Here is a 17,747-nt window from a genome sequence, read left to right as displayed (position 1 = left end):
GGCTGATACCGGTCTCATCACCGGGTAGCCAGCGCCCGTCACTCAAGGATGATGATCGTGGTCTCTTCTTTCGCTACTTATCTTGCGGCCGGTGCCATTGGCGCCGTTTCTGGCGCCATTGGCTTTGCCGTTTTGACGATCTGCAAAAAAATAACCAACAAGGAAATCAACCCGGTCGTGCGCATGGGCGTGCTGGTTGGTTTTGTCGTTGTCGGCATGATGATTCATCGCCAGGTTGTGGTCCCGGCCATCCAGGATTACGAACTGCGCAGTGCTTTGAAGGAAAACAGACTCTTCTCTGCCTTCCAGCAATACTATCCAGTCGAATTTGAATCCTTCACCACTCACCTGAAAAAAGCGTACACGAGCGGAGAAAGTATTGATGCCGCTCGTGCCGAAGCGTTCACCGCAGGCCAGGCACTGGCACTCAAACATGCCTCTGCAGCCTCCGACGACGCCATTGTGCAGCTGTTCAGAACGCAGATCGAAGTCGCCAGAGAACTGGGTAAAACAGCACCCGGTATATGTTTTGCGTCCATCACCGGCAAATTGCCCAACAGTGCGGACTTTCAAAAAGCCCAGGCGGCCATCATGGATTCAAACAACCCACTGAAAGCAAAAGCCGAGGACGCCATGATCGATGTACTCCGCTCTTCAGCGACTGATCCGCAAAAGCCCGGCACCAGAGAGCAGGTCATTGCGACCGTGACGCCCCTGGTGCAGGCCATGGCGCAAAAATATGGCAACAAGCTTCGCATCCTGCAGGGCGTATCGCCTTCGAGCGTTGGGGTCGACGATGCAACTGCCTGTGACATCATGGCTGATTTTTATGGGCGAGTGACTACCCTGGCACCGGAAAAGGCCGGAACGGTTTTGCGCGGGATGTCGGCCATGGCAGGCCGCTGATACTCTCCAGGCACGTTGGAAACGCCTATGCCCTCAACATCGTGGCGGCTACCCCGGCAACCTTGTGCAAATCTTGCGGTAGGCCGCCGGGGTTAACCGGTAGGCGCGCTGGAACCATCTGCCGAAGTGACTTTGATCCGCAAAACCCAATACCGCGGCGACTTCGGCAGGGGTATCCCCCTTGGCCAGCCGCGTGCGGGCCCGCGCCAGGCGCAGTTGAATCAGGTAGGCGTGGGGCGCGACACCAAACGCTGACTTGAAGGCCCGGGTGAGACGGAAGCGATCGGTCCCGGCTATTTGGGCCAGTTCATCCAGACCAATGTCTTCCATGTAATGGGCGTGCAGGTAATCCCTTGCACGCCAGGCGGCGGCGGGTAACTGGACATCGGCCTGCGTCTTGCGCCAGGACAGATGCGCAGTCAGGCTGGTCAACAGCCGATCCAGACTTGCTTCACGCACAATGCGCATTTCATGGTGATGCAGCGCGTTGAATGCGCCCATGGTCGCCAGCGCCAGCGCAGGATCATCAGACAGCGTATTGGTAAAACCCATCTCGAAGCCGCCCGGCGTTTCTTCAAACAGCCTGGCCATGGCGCCGTCCAGCCATGCCGGATCGATATAGAGCGTGTAGTAGGTGAATCCCTCTGCTTCGGGCGCGTTGCCATCGTGGATTTCACCGGGCTCCAGCAAGAACACATGGCCGGGCGTGCTGTTGACGCGATTACGACGGCAGTTGAACTGTTGAACGCCCTGGCGGGTAACGCCAATCACATAGGTATCGTGCCAGTGCGGGTCATAGGCATGCCCTTCAAAGTGCGCGTGCATGGTTTCGATGCGGGTTTGCGCATCTTGTCGCAACTCCAGCCAGTCACTCGCCCCCATGTTGGTTCACCCCCGCGTTACGCCCGTAGCTTGTACGAGCTTATATGGGATTGGACCGGGCATTCTAGAATATTCGTGCAGCATAACCAGAAGGATTGGTCATGCCGCACGTGATACCTCAGGCTACGGGCGGAAAGTCGATCTCCGTCTGGGCGATGATGTTGAGGTAGTTGGTCAGTGTCAGTTGCGCTGCCACACCAATCACATCAATCAATTGCGTATCAGTGATACCTGCGGCGCGCGCCTCGGCCAGGTCGGCGGCAGACACATGGCCACGGGTCTCGACTATTTGTTGCGCCAGTCGGGTAAAGGCGTTCAGCTCACCATTACGGGCGCTCGCGATCTCCGCCTGGGTCAGGCCAACTTTCCCGGCAGCAAAGCTGTGCCCGGCAAGGCAATAGCCACAACCGTTCACTTGCGACACCGCCAGGGCCACAGCCTCACGCGCTTTGGCCGACAAACTCGAGCGCATCAATGCGCCTTGCAATTGCAGGTATCCGCCCAGTGTGGCGGGTGCATTGGCCATCACTTTGTACATATTGGGCACAAAACCCACTGCGCGCCCCACAGCCTGCAACTGGGTTTGAACAGCATCCGGGGCGTTTTCCGGAACAACAGGGTTGATGATCGTCATGATGGGTCTCCGTATTCAGGGCTGGTTGTTTATGCGTGATTGCATAGTCAGCAGATTACGCAGCAAGACCAGCAAATCGGCTGCAAATCATCCACAATATGCAACAGATCGTCTCAAACCGGATGTGTTGATATGGACCGACTCTCCAGTCTGTTAACCCGTTTTGCGGTACATGCCGGCGTTTTTCATAGCGGTGCGTTCTGCGGCATTACTTCATTTGACGGCAGCGCTGCCACGGGCACCGTGCATTTGCTGCGGGCCGGCCGGGTGACCGTTACGCTGGCAGACGGGCTCGAGGTAACCATCACCGAGCCCAGCCTGCTGTTCATTCCCCGCCCCTATCGCCACCGATTGCATTCAGTCGAGACCGATCAAACCGAACTTGTCTGCGCTGCTTTGGGTTTTGATGGCGGCAGTGGCAATCCGCTGGCCAGCGCGATGCCGGACTATCTGTTGTTGCCACTCAAAGAGATGCCGCAGTTACGGCAAACACTGGAATGGCTCTTTGCTGAGGCTTTTGGAGACGGATGCGGGCGCGTGGCCATGGTCGACCGTTTGTTTGAACTGTTGGTGATTCAACTCATGCGGCATTTGCTAGACCATCACAGTGTGAACAGCGGCATGCTGGCCGGGCTTGCCGATGCACGCCTCGCACGAGCGCTGGCATTGATTCACACCAGCCCAGGCGACGCGCTGAATCTGGACAAACTGGCCGCCGCCGCGCTGATGTCCCGCGCCCGGTTTGCCGCACATTTTCAAGCGGTGCTAGGGCAATCCCCTGGGGACTACTTGCTGGAGTGGCGCTTGGGTCTGGCCCGCCAGCGCCTGCGTGAAGGGGCATCGATCCAGATCGTGGCAAGTGAAGTGGGCTATGAAAGCCCCTCTGCGCTGGCGCGGGCGTTTCGTCGTAAAACCGGCCAGAGCCCGCGAGAATGGCTACGCGATCAGGCAGTCAAGCCATAAGCGCTATTTGCACATTCCGCCTGCCTTCCACAATGAGGGCGTCGCGGCAGGGTTCCAGTTGGCGCCCGCGTAATCCGTCTGCGTCACCAGAGCGGTGTAGTTCTTGCCGTTAAAGCTCACGACGGCCCCAACCGCATAGTTGCCACCATCTTGCCAGGCCGGGCAAGTACCCGCCGACGGCGCGGGCGTGGGTGCTGATTGCGGAACCGGCGTGGGGACAGTCGCCGCACCATGACAATGACCAACCACCGCCCACGGCTGGCCGCTGCCTGCCGGGCCGCTGTTGGTCGCCGGGTTATTGCCCTGCGTCCACCAGTTGGCCTTGTAGTTCACTGCGGCTTCACTGACCAGCGCACCGCCCAGGTAGGCTGTATTGGCATTCCAGGCGGTGTAGCAAGCCTCGCCCGGCAACGGTGCGGGCGTTGGCGTTGGCGTTGGCACGGACACCGGCGTTGGAGCAGGTGTTGGCGCGAGAGTCGGTGTTGGCGTCGGCGCGGGGGATGGCGTCGGGGTTGGCGTGGCAGCGCCCCCACCCGTCTGGGCCGACTGGAACATATGCAGAAACTGAAAGTTGGTCTGAGTGGTGTCCGAGTAATCGTCCTTGCTACCCATGCCGGCACGGTCACGCTGCAAGGCCCAATAGCTCAGAAGGCCGATTCCGTTCTGCCGGGCAAAGCCCACCAGCGTACTGGCATCGTTGGTGCTGAACACCTCAGACGGATCATCGTTCACCCCAATCATGGGTGTCATGCCGATCATGCCCCACAACTCACTGCTGGTCTTGCCGGGAAACACGTTCTTGAGCTGGTTGTAGACCGCGGTAGCAGAGCCTGTCGCCACCTTGCCCATATTGCTGATGCCGCAGTTGTTATCGCAGTAGTCCATGGTCATCAGGTTAACCATGCTGACATTCACGCCCGCAAGCGCCGCTGACTGCACGACCGCAAGGCCATTGCTATCAAGCCCGTTCTGGGCCACGGGCAAGGTGAAAGACATATACAGCGACGGATACCGCTGCTGCAATTGCAGCATGGCCGCATTGCGCACAACGTTGAGGTTACCTTTGCCCAACTGGGCGCCTTCCACATCAAAATCGATCGCCCGCACACCTGTCGTTTGCAAAATGCCGGCAATCAGGTTGGCCATCTGAGTCGCGGTACAGGCGGCTTCCAGATACGTACCGTCTGCCCCGCCAAACGAAATGATCACGCGCCCGCCTGCAGCCTGGAACGCGGTCAGGTCACTTTGCATTTGCGATACGGAATTGTCGACGGCACAACCATTTCTGGAGACCAGGAACGCGAGCGTGGCGCTCTGCAAGCCAGCCTTGGCATGTGCATCCATCAGGCTGGTCACGGCGTAGTTGTTGTTGCCATACGCCCAGGTCATGAAGTACGGAGAGACATCCATGGCAACGCCAGCGTGCATGGTGCCGCTCAAGGCCAACGCACACATCAATGCCTTCAGGCGTGTTGAGCCTGCCGGTTTGCTCATGCTATCTCCGTCCTGGTTCTGTTTTGCGGCAGCGATCACCTGCCCTGCGGGTGTCAGGCAAATTTGAAAACGTTTTCAAGGCGCTGACGCCACACTATATAAGGCTACGGGTTTTGAGCAAGCAGCACCGCTTATGCAACCGGGTTGGCACGATAAACGGTAAAAGTGCCTGAATGACATACCAATGTGTATGTTCCACAGAGACAGGCGTAAAAAAAGGCAACCCTGTTGGTTGCCTTTTCCGGGAACACGCGCCGTGCAACGAGACTCAGCAAGCACCCTTGTCGATCAGACTGCATTGGCGGGAATACGCTGGTGAACGGATCGCGTCGCGGGTCAGTGTATTCACCGGCACACCCAACTCGGCCGAGTACGTTTCGGCAGAACGGATGGCTTTTTCGGTGCGCGAGAAATTGTTGCGCACACCAGCGCTCACCAGTTTGCCAAACGCGGTGTCTCCCAGGCGAAAGGCAATACCGTACGGTTCAACCGACAGCGGATCGCTGAACGTAAATTGTTTGAAGTCCAGACCAGCCTTGTGGATGGCGCCCTGAATCAGCAATTCATCGTCCAGGTACGCGGCGGCTTTGTGATCTTGCACTGCCTGAATGCCTTGTGCAGCGTCATTCACGCTCAATACGTGAATACCGCCGACCATTTTGGAAATCAGTTCAATGTGACTGGAGCCGGCCTTGAGCGCCAGCGTCTTGCCTTCCATGGAAGGCAGCGAAGGCTTGGTACCGGCCAGGCTCACGAGGCGCGATGTGGTTACAAAATCCACCACAGAGAAACCCACTTGTTTCTGGCGCTCTTCAGTAATGGTGGTCGAGCCGCATTCCATGTCAATTTTGCCTTCCTTGAGCATGGTCAGACGGTTTTGTGCAGTGACCGGCACGAACTTGATTTTTACCGGCTTTTTAACGGCATCAGAAATAGTGGTAGCGACGATATCGCGGCACAGATCAACAACGAACCCGGTCGGATTGTCGTTCACAACATACGACACCGGTTGCGACGACTGGCGATAGCCAACGTTGATTGTGCCAGTGGCCTTGATGTTATCCAGGGTATCGGCTTGGGCAGGGGTGGCCAGGACGACGAACGCAGCAGCCAGCGGGTAAGCCAGAGCTGTAATAAAACTACGCAGTTGCATGGTGATGCCCTGCCTCACAGAGTAAAAAAGGATCGGCTCGATTCTACCGTGTATTTGCATGGCAACGTCATGAATATGGCAGTGGGATTTTTCTCAATAGCGCAAAAACAAGCAACGTGTTAAAGATACGCATCATTCTGATTTTTCTGCACTTTTACGGGGCAACAAGCCTCTGCCGCCTGCCTGCAGAAACGGGTTTTTCATTCTGAAAAACGCGCCAGCTTCTATCTTGTTTCAAACGCTGTGGCATGACCTGACAAGTGGGGTCTTTTACTACATAAACGGTCAGAAACTACATTCATTGCGCTGGCGCAAAGCCATGCGCGAGCGATGAAGTGAACACGCGTGCAGTAGTTGATCACAGCCTTGCAAACTTCCTCACGGGCATACCCAGGACGCAGACTCATCATTGATCTGGCAGTCACCGCTGTTTGCAGAACAATCAACTGCGCAAATATCTTATTGTTGTTGATATTCGAACAATATTACCAGGTTCCTGGGGATTATCCGGCATGCGCTTTCGTGGAGGATGTCGTCTTACCCACTCACCTCTGGAGCAGCATCATGCAAGACAACAAACAACGCAAAGTAGCCCTCGTCACCGGCGCCTCACGCGGGATTGGCGCAGCCGTAGTCCAGCGCCTGGCCAGAGACGGGTTCGCGGTGGTGGTGAACTATGCCGCCAGTGCCACCGAAGCAGAAACCCTCGTCGCCCATATCGTGGCAGCAGGTGGCGTGGCCATGGCCTTCAAGGCTGACGTGGCCAGCGCAGTGGCAGTGCGGCAGATGTTTGATGAAGTCGAGCAGCGCCTTGGCAAGATTGATGTGCTGGTCAACAACGCCGGCATCATGACCGTTCAGCCAGTCAGCCAAACCACAGATGATCAGTTTGATCGCATGTTTGAAATCAACGTGCGCGGCACGTTTAACACCCTGCGGGAGGCAGCAGCACGTTTGAACGAGGGCGGGCGCGTGATCAATTTCTCGACTACGGCGCTCGCCATGAATCTGCCCGGCTATGCCACTTACAACGCCACCAAAGCAGCGGTAGAGTCATACACCCGGGTGTTTGCCAAGGAACTGCGTGGCCGCAATATCACCGTCAATGCCGTCGCGCCGGGGCCGGTCGCAACCGAACTCTTCCTCAATGGCAAAACGCCAGAGCAAATCCAGCATTTTGCCAATATGCCGCCACTGCAACGACTGGGTGAGCCAGAAGATATTGCCGCCGTGGTCAGCATGCTGGCCGGGCCTGATGCGGGCTGGGTGAACGGTCAGGTCCTGCGCGCCAATGGGGGCGTGGCCTGAGGTCCATCAGTGTTGAGTCTGGGCGGCCGCATTGCGCTTGCGGGTTTCTGCGGCCTTTTTGGCAGAGGCGGAACGTTGTTCCGGCGTGCGTGCGGCAGCCGCCTTGCCGCCCAGACGCCCGCCTTTGCGAAAGACAGAGTGATCCTCCGGCTTTCCGCGCCCGGACCCTGACTTCTTGCCGCCGCCGGATTCCTTGTTCACGGTGGCCCAGGCGCGACGTTCGGCTTCCTCTTCCGGTACGCCCCGGTCCTCGTAACTCTCTTCGATGTGTTGCGCCATCCGTTTCTGTTTGTCGGTATACGACGATTTATCACCGCGTGGCATGACATCCTCCTGTGTTCCGTGAGACGAACAGCGGCGCTGTTCTTTCATACCAGGTTTACGCTACGTGCCGTCGCTTGCGTGTCAGCGCGCAACGGCAACCTTTGTCAGCGCACCACCGCTCACCAGACCAGCATGGCGACCACGGCCAGCAACATCAGCAAGGTGGCCAGCCAGCCCATCACCCGTACCGGCCCTTTCACGACAAAATCGCCCATGATTTTGCGGTTGGCTGCAAGTTGCATGAGCATCACCATGATCGGCACGGCCACTACGCCATTGACGACAGCGCTGTAGAACAGCGCTTTCATTGGATCCATGTGGATCAGGTCAAGCGCCAGGCCAATCAGCACGGCAGCGGCAAGCACCATATAAAAGCGTGGCGCATAACCGGCGTTCTCATCCAGGCTACCCCGCCAGTGCAGCGTGCCCGCCACGGCATACGCCGCAGAAGCTGCCAGCACAGGTACGCCCAGCAAGCCCGTACCAATAATGCCCACCGCGAACAGCGCAAAGGCCGCTGCACCAGCAACGGGCCGCAAGGCTTGCGCCGCTTGCGCCGTGGTGTTGATCTCCGTGATGCCATGGGCATTCAACGTCGCTGCGGTCGACACCACAATACACGCGGCAATCAGCCCGGAAAAAATCATGCCCGCCAGCGTGTCGTTATGAATGCGCGACCAGGCTGCGGGGGCTTGATCCGGTGCTTGCAATAAAGGACGGCGATCGGGAAATCGTCGCAGGTCTTCGACTTCCAGCGAGGCCTGCCAGAAAAAAAGGTACGGGCTGATCGTGGTTCCCAGCATGGCCACGATGGTCGTCAGGTATTTGCCATTCCAGTGCAGCGTGGGCCAGACCAGCGCTTTGGTCACTTCCACCCAGGGCACATGGCTGAAGAACAACACGGCCACATAGGCAAACAGCACCAGCGTCAGCCATTTCAGTACGGATTCGTATCGTCGATAGGGCACCCACACCGTCGCAATCGTGCACCCCACGCCGAACAGGATCATGAACAAACGCGGCGACTTGATGCCGGATAACAACGCCAGCGCATCGCCCATGGCAGAAAGATCAGCGCCAATGTTGATGATGTTGGCCACGCACATGGGCAACATCATCACATAAAAGAGCCAGTGCGAATAATGCCGGTGCAGGTTGCCCGCCAGACCATGCCCCGTGGTGCGGCCAATGCGTGCGCAGATGGTCTGTACCGCGTACATCAGCGGAAATGCCACCAGCAACGCCCACAAGGTATCGAAACGCCAGGCAGCGCCGGCTTGCGAATAGGTGGCGATGCCGCTGGGATCATCATCTGCCGCACCGGTAATCAGACCGGGCCCCAATTGCTGCCACCAGCGTTTGCCAGAGCGCGTAGAGGCAGGCAACGCGGTGCTCACGCTGGCCACGCCGCCGGTGCTGGTTGAATCACTCATGGCGACGCTCCCGTCTGAAGACGTCTTGATCTTCAACCGGCGCCCCACCCTCGCCCAGCGGCGGGTGGCGTTAGTCGGTGCGAGTGATATCTGACAAGATCAAGATGTGGCCGGGTGGGTCTTGCGCTGCTGCCAGACGCGGGCAGCGAGGAAGATCACCACACCCAGATTCCCAAGCACGATCAGCGCACTGACCAATGTGGGTTTCAGGAAGAGATGGTGAACCTCAAACGGGATGTAAATCGCGCCGGAGATCGCGCCGAGCCACTGTGCCCAAGAGCGGTCAAACCACAGGCCCCAGGCCTCGGCAAACCGCAACAGCACATAAGCCAGCGCGGCGGGGATCAACAATCGCAGATTGGCGTCCTGCACGATGTCTGCATAACGCAGCAAGACCGCCGGGTAGTGGGCATAGGGTGACAACCCCGCATGACCAATCAGATCAAGCGCCAGGCGCCGGATATCGTGGTGAACAAAGCTCAACAGACCGATACCTGCCGCCAGCGCCGCCAGACCCTTGAGCGCCTCGAATGCGGCGATGGTGCGCAAGGTGCGTTGCCCGCGCACGCGGGGCGAATCGAGTTCAGGCGCGCGTTCTACACGTTGCCGTGTCAGTGGTGATGCGGGTTGCATGCAATGTCATCCTGCATTGGGTCATCAATCATGAACTGCTGATAAGCCAAAGACCATTGTCATAGACTTTTCGTTCCGCCAGCACTGTCGTCAAACGTGAGCCAGAAGATGCAGCCCATACTCCACCGCATGGCTGGTCGATGCGGTTTCATGGCCGTCACACAGCCGTGGTGAACTATGCTGATCGCGTGCCCACCGTAGTCCGTCCCCAGAGGTTTTGCCATGACTGCTTTGACCCAGGCTGCCGTTTCTGTGGCAGAACCGACCTTGCCCGCCAACGAAATACTGGAAGGCACCGGGGATGCGCCCTTTTCACCGCTGGAATCCCGCCATCATCAGCGTTTTCCCAAACTGACAGAGCAAGAAGTCGAACGCATGCGGCGCTTTGGCGAAATCCGTGAGTACCCGGCCCAGACCATGATGTTTGAAATTGGCCAGCCGGGGCCCGGGTTGTTTGTGATTCTCAGCGGACGCGTGCGGATCATCTCCCGCGACGGGCTGGGCCATTCCACCATCATTATCGAACAGGGCCCGTTTGAATTTGCAGCAGAAGTTGCGCAGTTATCGGGTAAGCCTTCGCTGGCAGATGGCCTGACTCTGGAACCTGTCACCGCGCTGCTCTTGCCACCTCATCAACTGCGCGCCTTGCTGGTGGCCGAGGCCGAACTGGGCGAGCGCATCATGCGTGCGCTGATCTTGCGCCGCGTGGGCTTGCTGGAGCGCGGCCGCGGGCTGGTGCTGGTCGGTGGTGAGGCCAACAACAAATTGCATGCACTGCAAAGCTTTCTGCGCCGGAATGCCTACCCACACACCATCATGGAAGCAGAGACCGATCCGGACATCGTTGATCTGCTCTCGCGTATTTCGGTGCGGCCCAGTGATTTCCCGCTGGTGATCTGTCCGGATGGCAATGTGCTGCGCGCGCCAGATGAAGGCCAACTGGCCAGCCATCTGGGCCTGTTGCCGGAGTTCGATCCCGGCCACGTCTACGATGTCGTCGTCGTCGGGGCTGGCCCGGCCGGGCTGGCCGCATCGGTCTACGCCGCGTCAGAAGGCTTGTCAGTGGCGGTGTTCGATTGCCGTGCTCCCGGTGGCCAGGCTGGCGCCAGTTCCCGCATCGAGAACTACCTTGGCTTCCCGACCGGAATTTCCGGTCAGGCACTGGCCGGTCGCGCTTTTGTACAAGCACAGAAGTTTGGCGCACACGTGGCGATTCCGCTGGCCATCAAGACGTTGCACTGTGATCGCACCCCGATCGAACTTGAGCTTGATGATGGCCGCTGCATTGCTACGCAAACCGTCGTCATTGCCAGTGGTGCGGTATACCGCCGGCCACAAATCAGCCAGTTATGCCGCTTTGAAGGGCGTGGCGTGTATTACTGGGCGTCACCCGTTGAGGCCAAATTGTGTCGGGATGAAGAAGTCATTCTGGTTGGTGGCGGCAACTCGGCCGGTCAGGCCGCCGTGTTCCTGGCGGCACACACTGCCAAAGTCCATGTGCTGATCCGGGCCCCCAGTCTGGAAGCCAGCATGTCGCGCTATTTGATCGAACGGCTGGCGGCATTGCCCAACGTCGAGTTGCATCCGTATTCCGAAATTGCCGGGCTTGATGGTGACGAACACGGCCTGGCCAGCGTGGAAGTCCGCACACGCCGCGCCGGCAAGGAAGCGTCAACCACCATGCCGGTACGTCATGTATTCCTGTTTATTGGTGCCGACCCCAACACCAGCTGGCTGCGTGATTGCGCGGTAAAAATCGACGAAAAAGGGTTTGTGCCCACCGGGCTGGATGCCGCAGCAGATGGGCAGATTCCGGCATTTGCACTGGAAACCAGCGTCAAAGGCGTCTTTGCGATTGGCGACGTACGCTCGGGCTCGGTCAAGCGTGTTGCGGCGGCAGTGGGTGAAGGGGCGGCCGTCGTGGCGCAGATCCACGCCTTTCTGGCGCAGCACCGCGCCGCCATCGCCGCCGCCCGCTAAACCAGGTGGCAGCGGCCGGGCGATGGAAAATACCTTGAATGGCTTGTTCCTGCCAGGACAGACCGTACAATAAACAAAGCAATGAGGGGTGCGAACAACCACAAGGGAGCAAGACATGGCAGCAACTTTGCGTTCACTGTGCCGGTTATGGCTGATCGCATGTTTGTCCGTGGCCTGCCTGTCCGCGCGGGCAGAAAGCCTTGATGGCACTTACGTCGGCCAGATTGATCGCACCGTCTACATGCTGCAGATCGTCACCACACGCAACGCGCAGTGGACCGGGCGGCTGGAGCAAACCTTTGTCGACACCGACGGCCAGACGCAAACGCAAAGCGCGCCCGTCAATGGCAGGTTGTCCGGGCCGCATCTGGTGACGCAACTGAGTCAGGCCAATCTGGATATGGGCATCGTGGCGCTGGGCAGCACCTTCAAGGCCAGGGTATTGCAACTGACCATCAAGGGCGGTGCCAGCACCCAGCTGTATCACACCGACGAATATGCCTATCAGCGGCAGATCGCCGCGCTCAAGACACACCGTTGACGTCGCGCAGCCGCTCAATTATGTTGAGTGCATGAACCTGCGCCCCACCACGACCACCACCACCACGACCGCCACAGGCGGGCCGTGTACGGGGTTGTGAGCGCAAGATTCCCCCGTTTCAAGGCCCCGCCAGTCTGGTCGGGGCCTTGTTGTTTCTCCCGTCCGGATTGGCACCCCATCTGGAGAAACACCTATGTCTGCTTCGCAATCCGCCCTGTTGATCATCGATATGCAAGCCGGCCACGTTGGCGGCCCGGAACGCCCGCATGCGCTGACTGATCTGCTGGCCAATATCAATATCCTGATCGGCAAAGCGCGCGCAGCCGGCGCACCGGTTTATGCGGTACGCCATACCGGTCCCGCCGATTCGCCCATCGCGGCGGGCAGCCCGCTGTGGCAACTCTCTGCGGCGCTGGACATCGATCCCACCCGCGACCGGGTTTTTGACAAGCACCGGATCAGTTGCTTCAACAGCACGCCACTGGCTCAGTGGCTACAACAGGATGGCGTGAGCAGGTTGATCATTGCCGGCATGAAGACCCAGTACTGCGTAGACACGGCCTGCCGCGAAGCCGCCGACCGCGGTTATAACGCCGTCCTGGCCAGCGATGCGCATAGCTGCGTGGACACCCCGCAACTGGCCGCCAGCGCCATCATCGCCCATCACAATGCCACTCTGAGCGGGCCGTTTGTAACGCTGCAAAGCACCGCCGACATCGCCATGCACCAAAAACCGGGCGCGTGAGAAAATCACCCCACCCTTCAGGAGTACCCATTGTGAACAACGAACTGATCATTGAAGACCTCGTCGTCGGCGAGGGCAAAGAAATTGCCCGCGGCGCGCTGATTACCGCCCACTACACCGGCACGCTGGAAGATGGCACCAAATTTGATTCCTCGCACGATCGGGGCAAGCCATTCCAGTGCGTCATTGGCACCGGCCGCGTGATCAAAGGCTGGGATCAGGGTTTGATAGGCATGAGAGTCGGGGGCAAACGCAAGTTGTTTGTCCCTGCGCATCTGGCCTATGGCGATCGCCAGATCGGGCCGCATATCAAGCCGCATTCCAACCTGATTTTTGAAATTGAATTACTGGAAGTTCTGACCCGAGACGACTGATCACTACAGAGACGACAAGCGGCAAACCGACAGGTGGATGTCAACCGTTTGCACGGTTTTTGATCTGCCCTTCCCCGGTTTGCCACCCCCTTCACGCGAAGCAAAGCGTGGCGCGGGTTGGCACCGGGGCACTCTGGTCACCCTTTTTGCCCACCTCAAAACCCATGTCGGATGACACTGACATTTATCAATAAACGGGAAACAAACTAACAACGGTTTGGTAGTTTTTCTACGTACTTTCGAGGCATACCATGGCTTCAACGTCGCGAACAAAACAACAACGACGTCAGGTTAAAACCTTGAATCTACACGGAGAAACATCATGAACAAGTTTGCTGCATCCCTCATTTTTGCTGCTGTTGCTGCCACCGCTGCTTTCTCGGCACAAGCTGCCGACAGCAACCAGGCCGTGGCCACACCGACCGCCCAGCAAGGCGCCTTACCGGTATGGCAACGCGCTTCGCATGCAACGCAAAACTACACATCGCAAATTGACCAGCAACCAGGTCGTAACGGCTTCGAATTGCGCCCTGCCGCGCAAGAATTCCCGGTTTCTCACGCCAGTACACGTGGCCAGGCGTCAGCCTACGCGACACAGAATTTCGCGGCCCAGATTGACCAACAACCGGGTCGCGTCGTTGCTGACTAAATCGTTGCTTTAAAAGATTTGTTGCCAGGAAAAGCCCGCCGCAACAGCGGGCTTTTTACTTCAAGGCACTCGACGACTCTCCGTCTACAAGCAGGTGGCCACAAGCCGGGTCTGTCCACTTCTTCCCAGGTACTGTCGCCTGCTTGTCTTTTTCATTTCCCGCCATCACCACTCAGGCCGGGGCTCTGACCCGCAGCAACGCGTGCTGCCGGAAGGCCAGCGGCGCCATCTCATGTCTTGCCCTGAAGAACCGCGTGAATGCACTTTGCGATGCAAATCCCAATTGCTCGCTGATCTGCGCCAGCGTGATCTGCGGATTACCCAGCAAACGGCGAGACTCATTGATCTTTACCTTCATTTCAAGCGCTCTGAAATGCGTCCCTTCCAGTTGTAACTGCCGGTGCAACGACCATCGCGAGGTCTGCAACCGGTCACACAATTGCTGCAAGAGTGCTGAGCCGCGCGTATCGGTCTGCGGATCGTTGATGAACGCCAGAATCAGATTCTCCACGCTGGCCGCAAAAGAATGTAATTGCTGGATCCGGTCCAGTTCTTGCTGTGCATGCTGCTGCAACATGGGCGCAAGCATGGCGTTGTGCTGGGCAAACGGGTCATCAAGCATGGGCGCAGCAAACTGCATGCGGTTGGCGGCGCTGCCGTAGCGAACCGGCGCGCCGAAGAAATCATTGATTCGCCGGACCAGATACGGCGGTGGCGCTTTACCCATCAGTTCCACCGCGAAACAGGTCGGGATGGCCTGGTCGTACACCCGCGTCAACGAGGCCAGCACCTGAAAATTGGCCAGTGCCTGAAACCCGCTGGAAGGCGCGAATTCAGCCAGATATTCAAACCGCACCTGTTGCCCGGCAATGCGGCACAGCAAGAAATCAAATTCACCGATCAAGGGGCGATACGTGCTGAATGCGGCCAAGGCCTCGCGCAGGGTGCGCGCGTTCAGGCACAGGTTGCCCAGCACTGGAAAGTCGCCAAACAGCACCGCACAGTCGCGCTCCAGTACCACCGGTGGCAAACCAAGGCGCCCCGCCAGTTGCACCATGCGACGATGGCGCTCTCCATCAATGCGGCCATGCGGGTCGATCAGATCTTCAGCGGTAATACCCGTGTGGCGGGCGAACAGGGCGGCAGATAGTCCGGCTTGTTCAGTTGAACGCTGAACATGGACAGCGATCCGGTTAGATACGGTACGAGCCAATGCACGGTGCAGAGCCGGCATGCAAACCTCCAGGGTGCGATTTCTTGTTTGATGTTTTTGAAATCATCCTGGCGAGGCATCCCTTGTCGGGCCATCAGGTAAAGTCCATACGGCCCAAAGACTTGTGACCAAACGCACAGCCCGATCCAGTAGCAGCGCGGCTTTGCGACCCACGCTGCCGCCTGGCGGCAACCCGTTTGATGCACTGCACGATCGATCTTGCACCCTAAAGGTAAAAACACGCCCCCCTCAGTCAAGGCTACCCAAATTGCATGAGTACAGTGGGACAAGGTCCGGTACAGGGCCGTTACACATGTAACAAGAGCAACCCACGATTGAGGAGTAGTCGATGAAAAAGAAGTGTACGACCCCTTTTGCGGCCCGTAGCTTTCTGCTGGCCAGCAGCACATTAGCGCTGGCGCTGGCCGGCTGCGGTGGCGGCAGTGATGGCGGTGATAGCTCAAGCAGCGTGGCCCAGCAAGACTTTGGCTATACCTCACTCAACCTGATCAGCCAGGATGGCCTCAAGTTCAAGGATTTGAACAAAGACGGCAAACTGGAGCCGTATGAAGACTGGCGTCTCTCCCCTGAAGTCCGCGCCCAGGATCTGGTTGCACGGCTGACGCTGGAAGAAAAGGCCGGCTTGATGATGCACGGCACCGCCCCGGTACTCAACGACACCACCGGTGCAGGTACGGGTAATGCGTATGACCTTGCCGCGTTCAATACGCTGATCAATACCCAGTTCATCAACACTTTTATCACGCGCATGGGCGGCGATCCGCAAACCATGGCGGAGCAATACAACAACATCCAGAAGCTGGCAGAACAATCGCGTCTGGCTATCCCGGTGTCGATCAGTACCGACCCGCGCAACCATTTCCAGTACACCCTGGGCGCGAGTGCGGGTAGCAGCGGGTTCTCGCAATGGCCAGAGACTCTGGGCTTTGCTGCCATCAATGACCCGGATCTGACCCGTCGCTTTGGCGATATCGCCCGCCAGGAGTATCAGGCCGTCGGTATTACGCAAGCGCTCTCTCCACAGGCTGACCTGGCAACCGAACCGCGCTGGCCGCGGATCAACGGCACCTTTGGCGAAGACGCCGACATCGCCAAAGCGCAGGTGCAAGCGTATATCGAGGGCTTCCAGGGCGGCAGCACTGGCCTGAAACCAGGCAGCGTGCTGGCCGTGGTCAAGCACTGGGTGGGTTATGGTGCGTCCAGAAACGGGTTTGACGGCCACAACTACTACGGCCGTTTCCTGACTTACCCGGGTAATAACTTTGCCTATCACCTCAAGCCATTTGAAGGCGCGTTTGCGGCCAATGCGGCCTCCGTCATGCCAACGTACTCGTTCCCGGACACTTCCGTGACGATCGACGGCATCACACTGGAACAAGTCGGCGCGGGCTTTGACAAGGCACTGCTGACAGACCTCTTGCGCGGTCGCTATGGCTTCAAGGGCGTCATTTTGTCCGACTGGGGCATTACCTCTGATTGTGATGCCAATTGCCTGAACGGCACACCAACCGGCGTGGCGCCGTCTTTCATCGGGTTTGGTACGCCATGGGGCATGGAAACCGCCACCAAGCTGGAGCGCTATGTGAAGTCGGTCAACGCCGGCATGGATCAGTTTGGTGGTGCGACCGAGCCTGAATACCTCATTCAGGCCGTGCAACAAGGCTTGCTGACCAACACCCGCCTGACCGAGTCTGCTTATCGCGTGTTGCTGCAGAAGTTCCAGCAAGGCCTCTTTGAGAAACCCTATGTGGATGCCAGCGCTGCCAGCAAAGTTGTCGGCAATGCCGAATTCCAGGCGCTGGCCCTGGATACGCAACGCCGCGCCATGGTCCTGCTGCAAAACAACAATGCCACTCTGCCGATGGCGCTGACGGGCAAGAAGGTCTGGCTGTATGGCGTAGATGCCGCTGTGGCACAGAGCTATGGCTTCACGGTGGTCAGCGCGCCGCAAGATGCAGATGTCGCCATCCTGCGTGTGAGCACGCCGTATGAAACGCTGCACCCCAACTACATGTTTGGCTCCATGCAGCATGAAGGCAGCCTGGCGTTCGTTGATGGTGCCGCCGACTACGAAGCCATCAAGGCCGCAACCGCAGCACCAAAGACCATTGTCTCGGTCTATATGGATCGTCCGGCCATTCTGACCAATGTGCAGGACAAGACCAGCGCGATCCTTGCCAACTTTGGCGCCAGCGATGTCGCATTGTTTGATGTCATTACCGGCAAGGGCAAACCGCAAGGCAAGCTGCCGTTCGAGTTGCCGTCATCCATGGTCGATGTCGCTGCACAAAAAGAAGATGTCCCGCACGACACCGCCAGCCCGCTTTACCCGTTCGGTTACGGCCTGTCTTACTAAGACGTCTGCGATACACCGCGAGACAAAGCCCGGCTTCGTGCCGGGCTTTTTCCGCTCATTACTTACAACAAATGCAACCGTTTATCCCCAAACCTACCGTCAGTCGCTTTATGCCAGTCGTAAGCCTCAAGCAGTTCT

The 17,747-nt window shown here is 58.3% G+C and carries 17 protein-coding genes; 9 read left to right on the top strand and 8 right to left on the bottom strand.

The window, feature by feature from the left end; all coding sequences use genetic code 11:
* Nucleotides 1–183 precede the first annotated feature (183 nt).
* Nucleotides 184–906: a hypothetical protein gene (locus IEX44_RS19945; RefSeq protein WP_188698391.1), complete on the top strand. Its 723-nt coding sequence runs from the start codon at nucleotides 184–186 to the stop codon at nucleotides 904–906.
* 48 nt (nucleotides 907–954) lie between these two features.
* On the opposite strand, the gene IEX44_RS19940 is transcribed toward IEX44_RS19945, so the two are convergent.
* Entirely contained in the window at nucleotides 955–1,788 is an 834-nt protein-coding gene (locus tag IEX44_RS19940) for an AraC family transcriptional regulator (protein ID WP_188698388.1), read from the bottom strand.
* 118 nt (nucleotides 1,789–1,906) lie between these two features.
* A complete protein-coding gene (locus IEX44_RS19935) occupies nucleotides 1,907–2,422 on the bottom strand; it encodes a carboxymuconolactone decarboxylase family protein (protein WP_188698385.1) in 516 nt (171 codons plus the stop codon).
* Nucleotides 2,423–2,554: 132 nt separating this feature from the next.
* Here IEX44_RS19935 and IEX44_RS19930 point away from each other — a divergent pair, with 132 nt between their 5' ends.
* On the top strand, nucleotides 2,555–3,385 hold the full coding sequence (locus tag IEX44_RS19930) for an AraC family transcriptional regulator (RefSeq protein ID WP_188698382.1): 831 nt from the start codon (nucleotides 2,555–2,557) through the stop codon (nucleotides 3,383–3,385).
* Between the two features lie 3 nt (nucleotides 3,386–3,388).
* Here IEX44_RS19930 and IEX44_RS21215 read toward each other — a convergent pair whose 3' ends face one another.
* A complete protein-coding gene (locus IEX44_RS21215; protein WP_188698379.1) occupies nucleotides 3,389–4,879 on the bottom strand; it encodes a carbohydrate-binding protein in 1,491 nt (496 codons plus the stop codon).
* Between the two features lie 268 nt (nucleotides 4,880–5,147).
* A complete protein-coding gene (locus IEX44_RS19920; RefSeq protein WP_188698376.1) occupies nucleotides 5,148–6,032 on the bottom strand; it encodes a transporter substrate-binding domain-containing protein in 885 nt (294 codons plus the stop codon).
* A gap of 564 nt (nucleotides 6,033–6,596) precedes the next feature.
* On the opposite strand from IEX44_RS19920, the gene IEX44_RS19915 reads away from it, so the two are divergent.
* Nucleotides 6,597–7,340, top strand: a complete 744-nt coding sequence (locus tag IEX44_RS19915) for an SDR family oxidoreductase (RefSeq protein WP_188698373.1) — start codon at nucleotides 6,597–6,599, stop codon at nucleotides 7,338–7,340.
* A 6-nt stretch (nucleotides 7,341–7,346) separates the two neighbouring features.
* Here IEX44_RS19915 and IEX44_RS19910 read toward each other — a convergent pair whose 3' ends face one another.
* The 3 genes from IEX44_RS19910 to IEX44_RS19900 form a co-directional block, all read right to left on the bottom strand.
* Nucleotides 7,347–7,664 carry a plasmid stabilization protein gene (locus tag IEX44_RS19910; protein ID WP_188698371.1) on the bottom strand — a complete coding sequence of 106 codons (318 nt, stop codon included), beginning with the start codon at nucleotides 7,662–7,664 and terminating at the stop codon, nucleotides 7,347–7,349.
* Between the two features lie 119 nt (nucleotides 7,665–7,783).
* Nucleotides 7,784–9,097 (bottom strand): NRAMP family divalent metal transporter, encoded by a 1,314-nt coding sequence (locus IEX44_RS19905; RefSeq protein ID WP_188698368.1) that lies wholly within the window; start codon nucleotides 9,095–9,097, stop codon nucleotides 7,784–7,786.
* A gap of 99 nt (nucleotides 9,098–9,196) precedes the next feature.
* Nucleotides 9,197–9,730, bottom strand: a complete 534-nt coding sequence (locus IEX44_RS19900) for a DUF2127 domain-containing protein (protein ID WP_188698365.1) — start codon at nucleotides 9,728–9,730, stop codon at nucleotides 9,197–9,199.
* A gap of 222 nt (nucleotides 9,731–9,952) precedes the next feature.
* Between IEX44_RS19900 and IEX44_RS19895 the strand changes: the two genes are divergently transcribed.
* The 5 genes from IEX44_RS19895 to IEX44_RS19875 all read left to right on the top strand — a co-directional run bounded on the left by IEX44_RS19895 (nucleotide 9,953) and on the right by IEX44_RS19875 (nucleotide 14,019).
* Nucleotides 9,953–11,710 carry an FAD-dependent oxidoreductase gene (locus IEX44_RS19895; RefSeq protein ID WP_188698362.1) on the top strand — a complete coding sequence of 586 codons (1,758 nt, stop codon included), beginning with the start codon at nucleotides 9,953–9,955 and terminating at the stop codon, nucleotides 11,708–11,710.
* A gap of 115 nt (nucleotides 11,711–11,825) precedes the next feature.
* The gene (locus IEX44_RS19890) at nucleotides 11,826–12,251 is read left to right on the top strand and encodes a hypothetical protein (RefSeq protein WP_188698359.1); all 426 of its coding nucleotides are present in this window, start codon (nucleotides 11,826–11,828) and stop codon (nucleotides 12,249–12,251) included.
* Nucleotides 12,252–12,444: 193 nt separating this feature from the next.
* Nucleotides 12,445–12,996 (top strand): cysteine hydrolase family protein, encoded by a 552-nt coding sequence (locus tag IEX44_RS19885; protein WP_188698356.1) that lies wholly within the window; start codon nucleotides 12,445–12,447, stop codon nucleotides 12,994–12,996.
* A gap of 32 nt (nucleotides 12,997–13,028) precedes the next feature.
* Complete coding sequence (locus IEX44_RS19880; RefSeq protein ID WP_188698352.1) at nucleotides 13,029–13,370, top strand: FKBP-type peptidyl-prolyl cis-trans isomerase; 342 nt, start codon at nucleotides 13,029–13,031, stop codon at nucleotides 13,368–13,370.
* Between the two features lie 322 nt (nucleotides 13,371–13,692).
* Nucleotides 13,693–14,019, top strand: coding sequence for a hypothetical protein (locus tag IEX44_RS19875; protein WP_188698349.1), 327 nt, complete (start codon nucleotides 13,693–13,695; stop codon nucleotides 14,017–14,019).
* Between the two features lie 172 nt (nucleotides 14,020–14,191).
* Here IEX44_RS19875 and IEX44_RS19870 read toward each other — a convergent pair whose 3' ends face one another.
* Nucleotides 14,192–15,253: an AraC family transcriptional regulator gene (locus tag IEX44_RS19870; protein ID WP_188698346.1), complete on the bottom strand. Its 1,062-nt coding sequence runs from the start codon at nucleotides 15,251–15,253 to the stop codon at nucleotides 14,192–14,194.
* A 328-nt stretch (nucleotides 15,254–15,581) separates the two neighbouring features.
* Here IEX44_RS19870 and IEX44_RS19865 point away from each other — a divergent pair, with 328 nt between their 5' ends.
* The gene (locus IEX44_RS19865) at nucleotides 15,582–17,609 is read left to right on the top strand and encodes a glycoside hydrolase family 3 protein (protein WP_188698343.1); all 2,028 of its coding nucleotides are present in this window, start codon (nucleotides 15,582–15,584) and stop codon (nucleotides 17,607–17,609) included.
* Nucleotides 17,610–17,747: the final 138 nt, after the last annotated feature.

The sequence above is a fragment of the Silvimonas amylolytica genome, assembly GCF_014645555.1.
GTDB lineage: Bacteria > Pseudomonadota > Gammaproteobacteria > Burkholderiales > Chitinibacteraceae > Silvimonas > Silvimonas amylolytica.
This window is presented reverse-complemented; position numbering and strand designations above follow the sequence as displayed.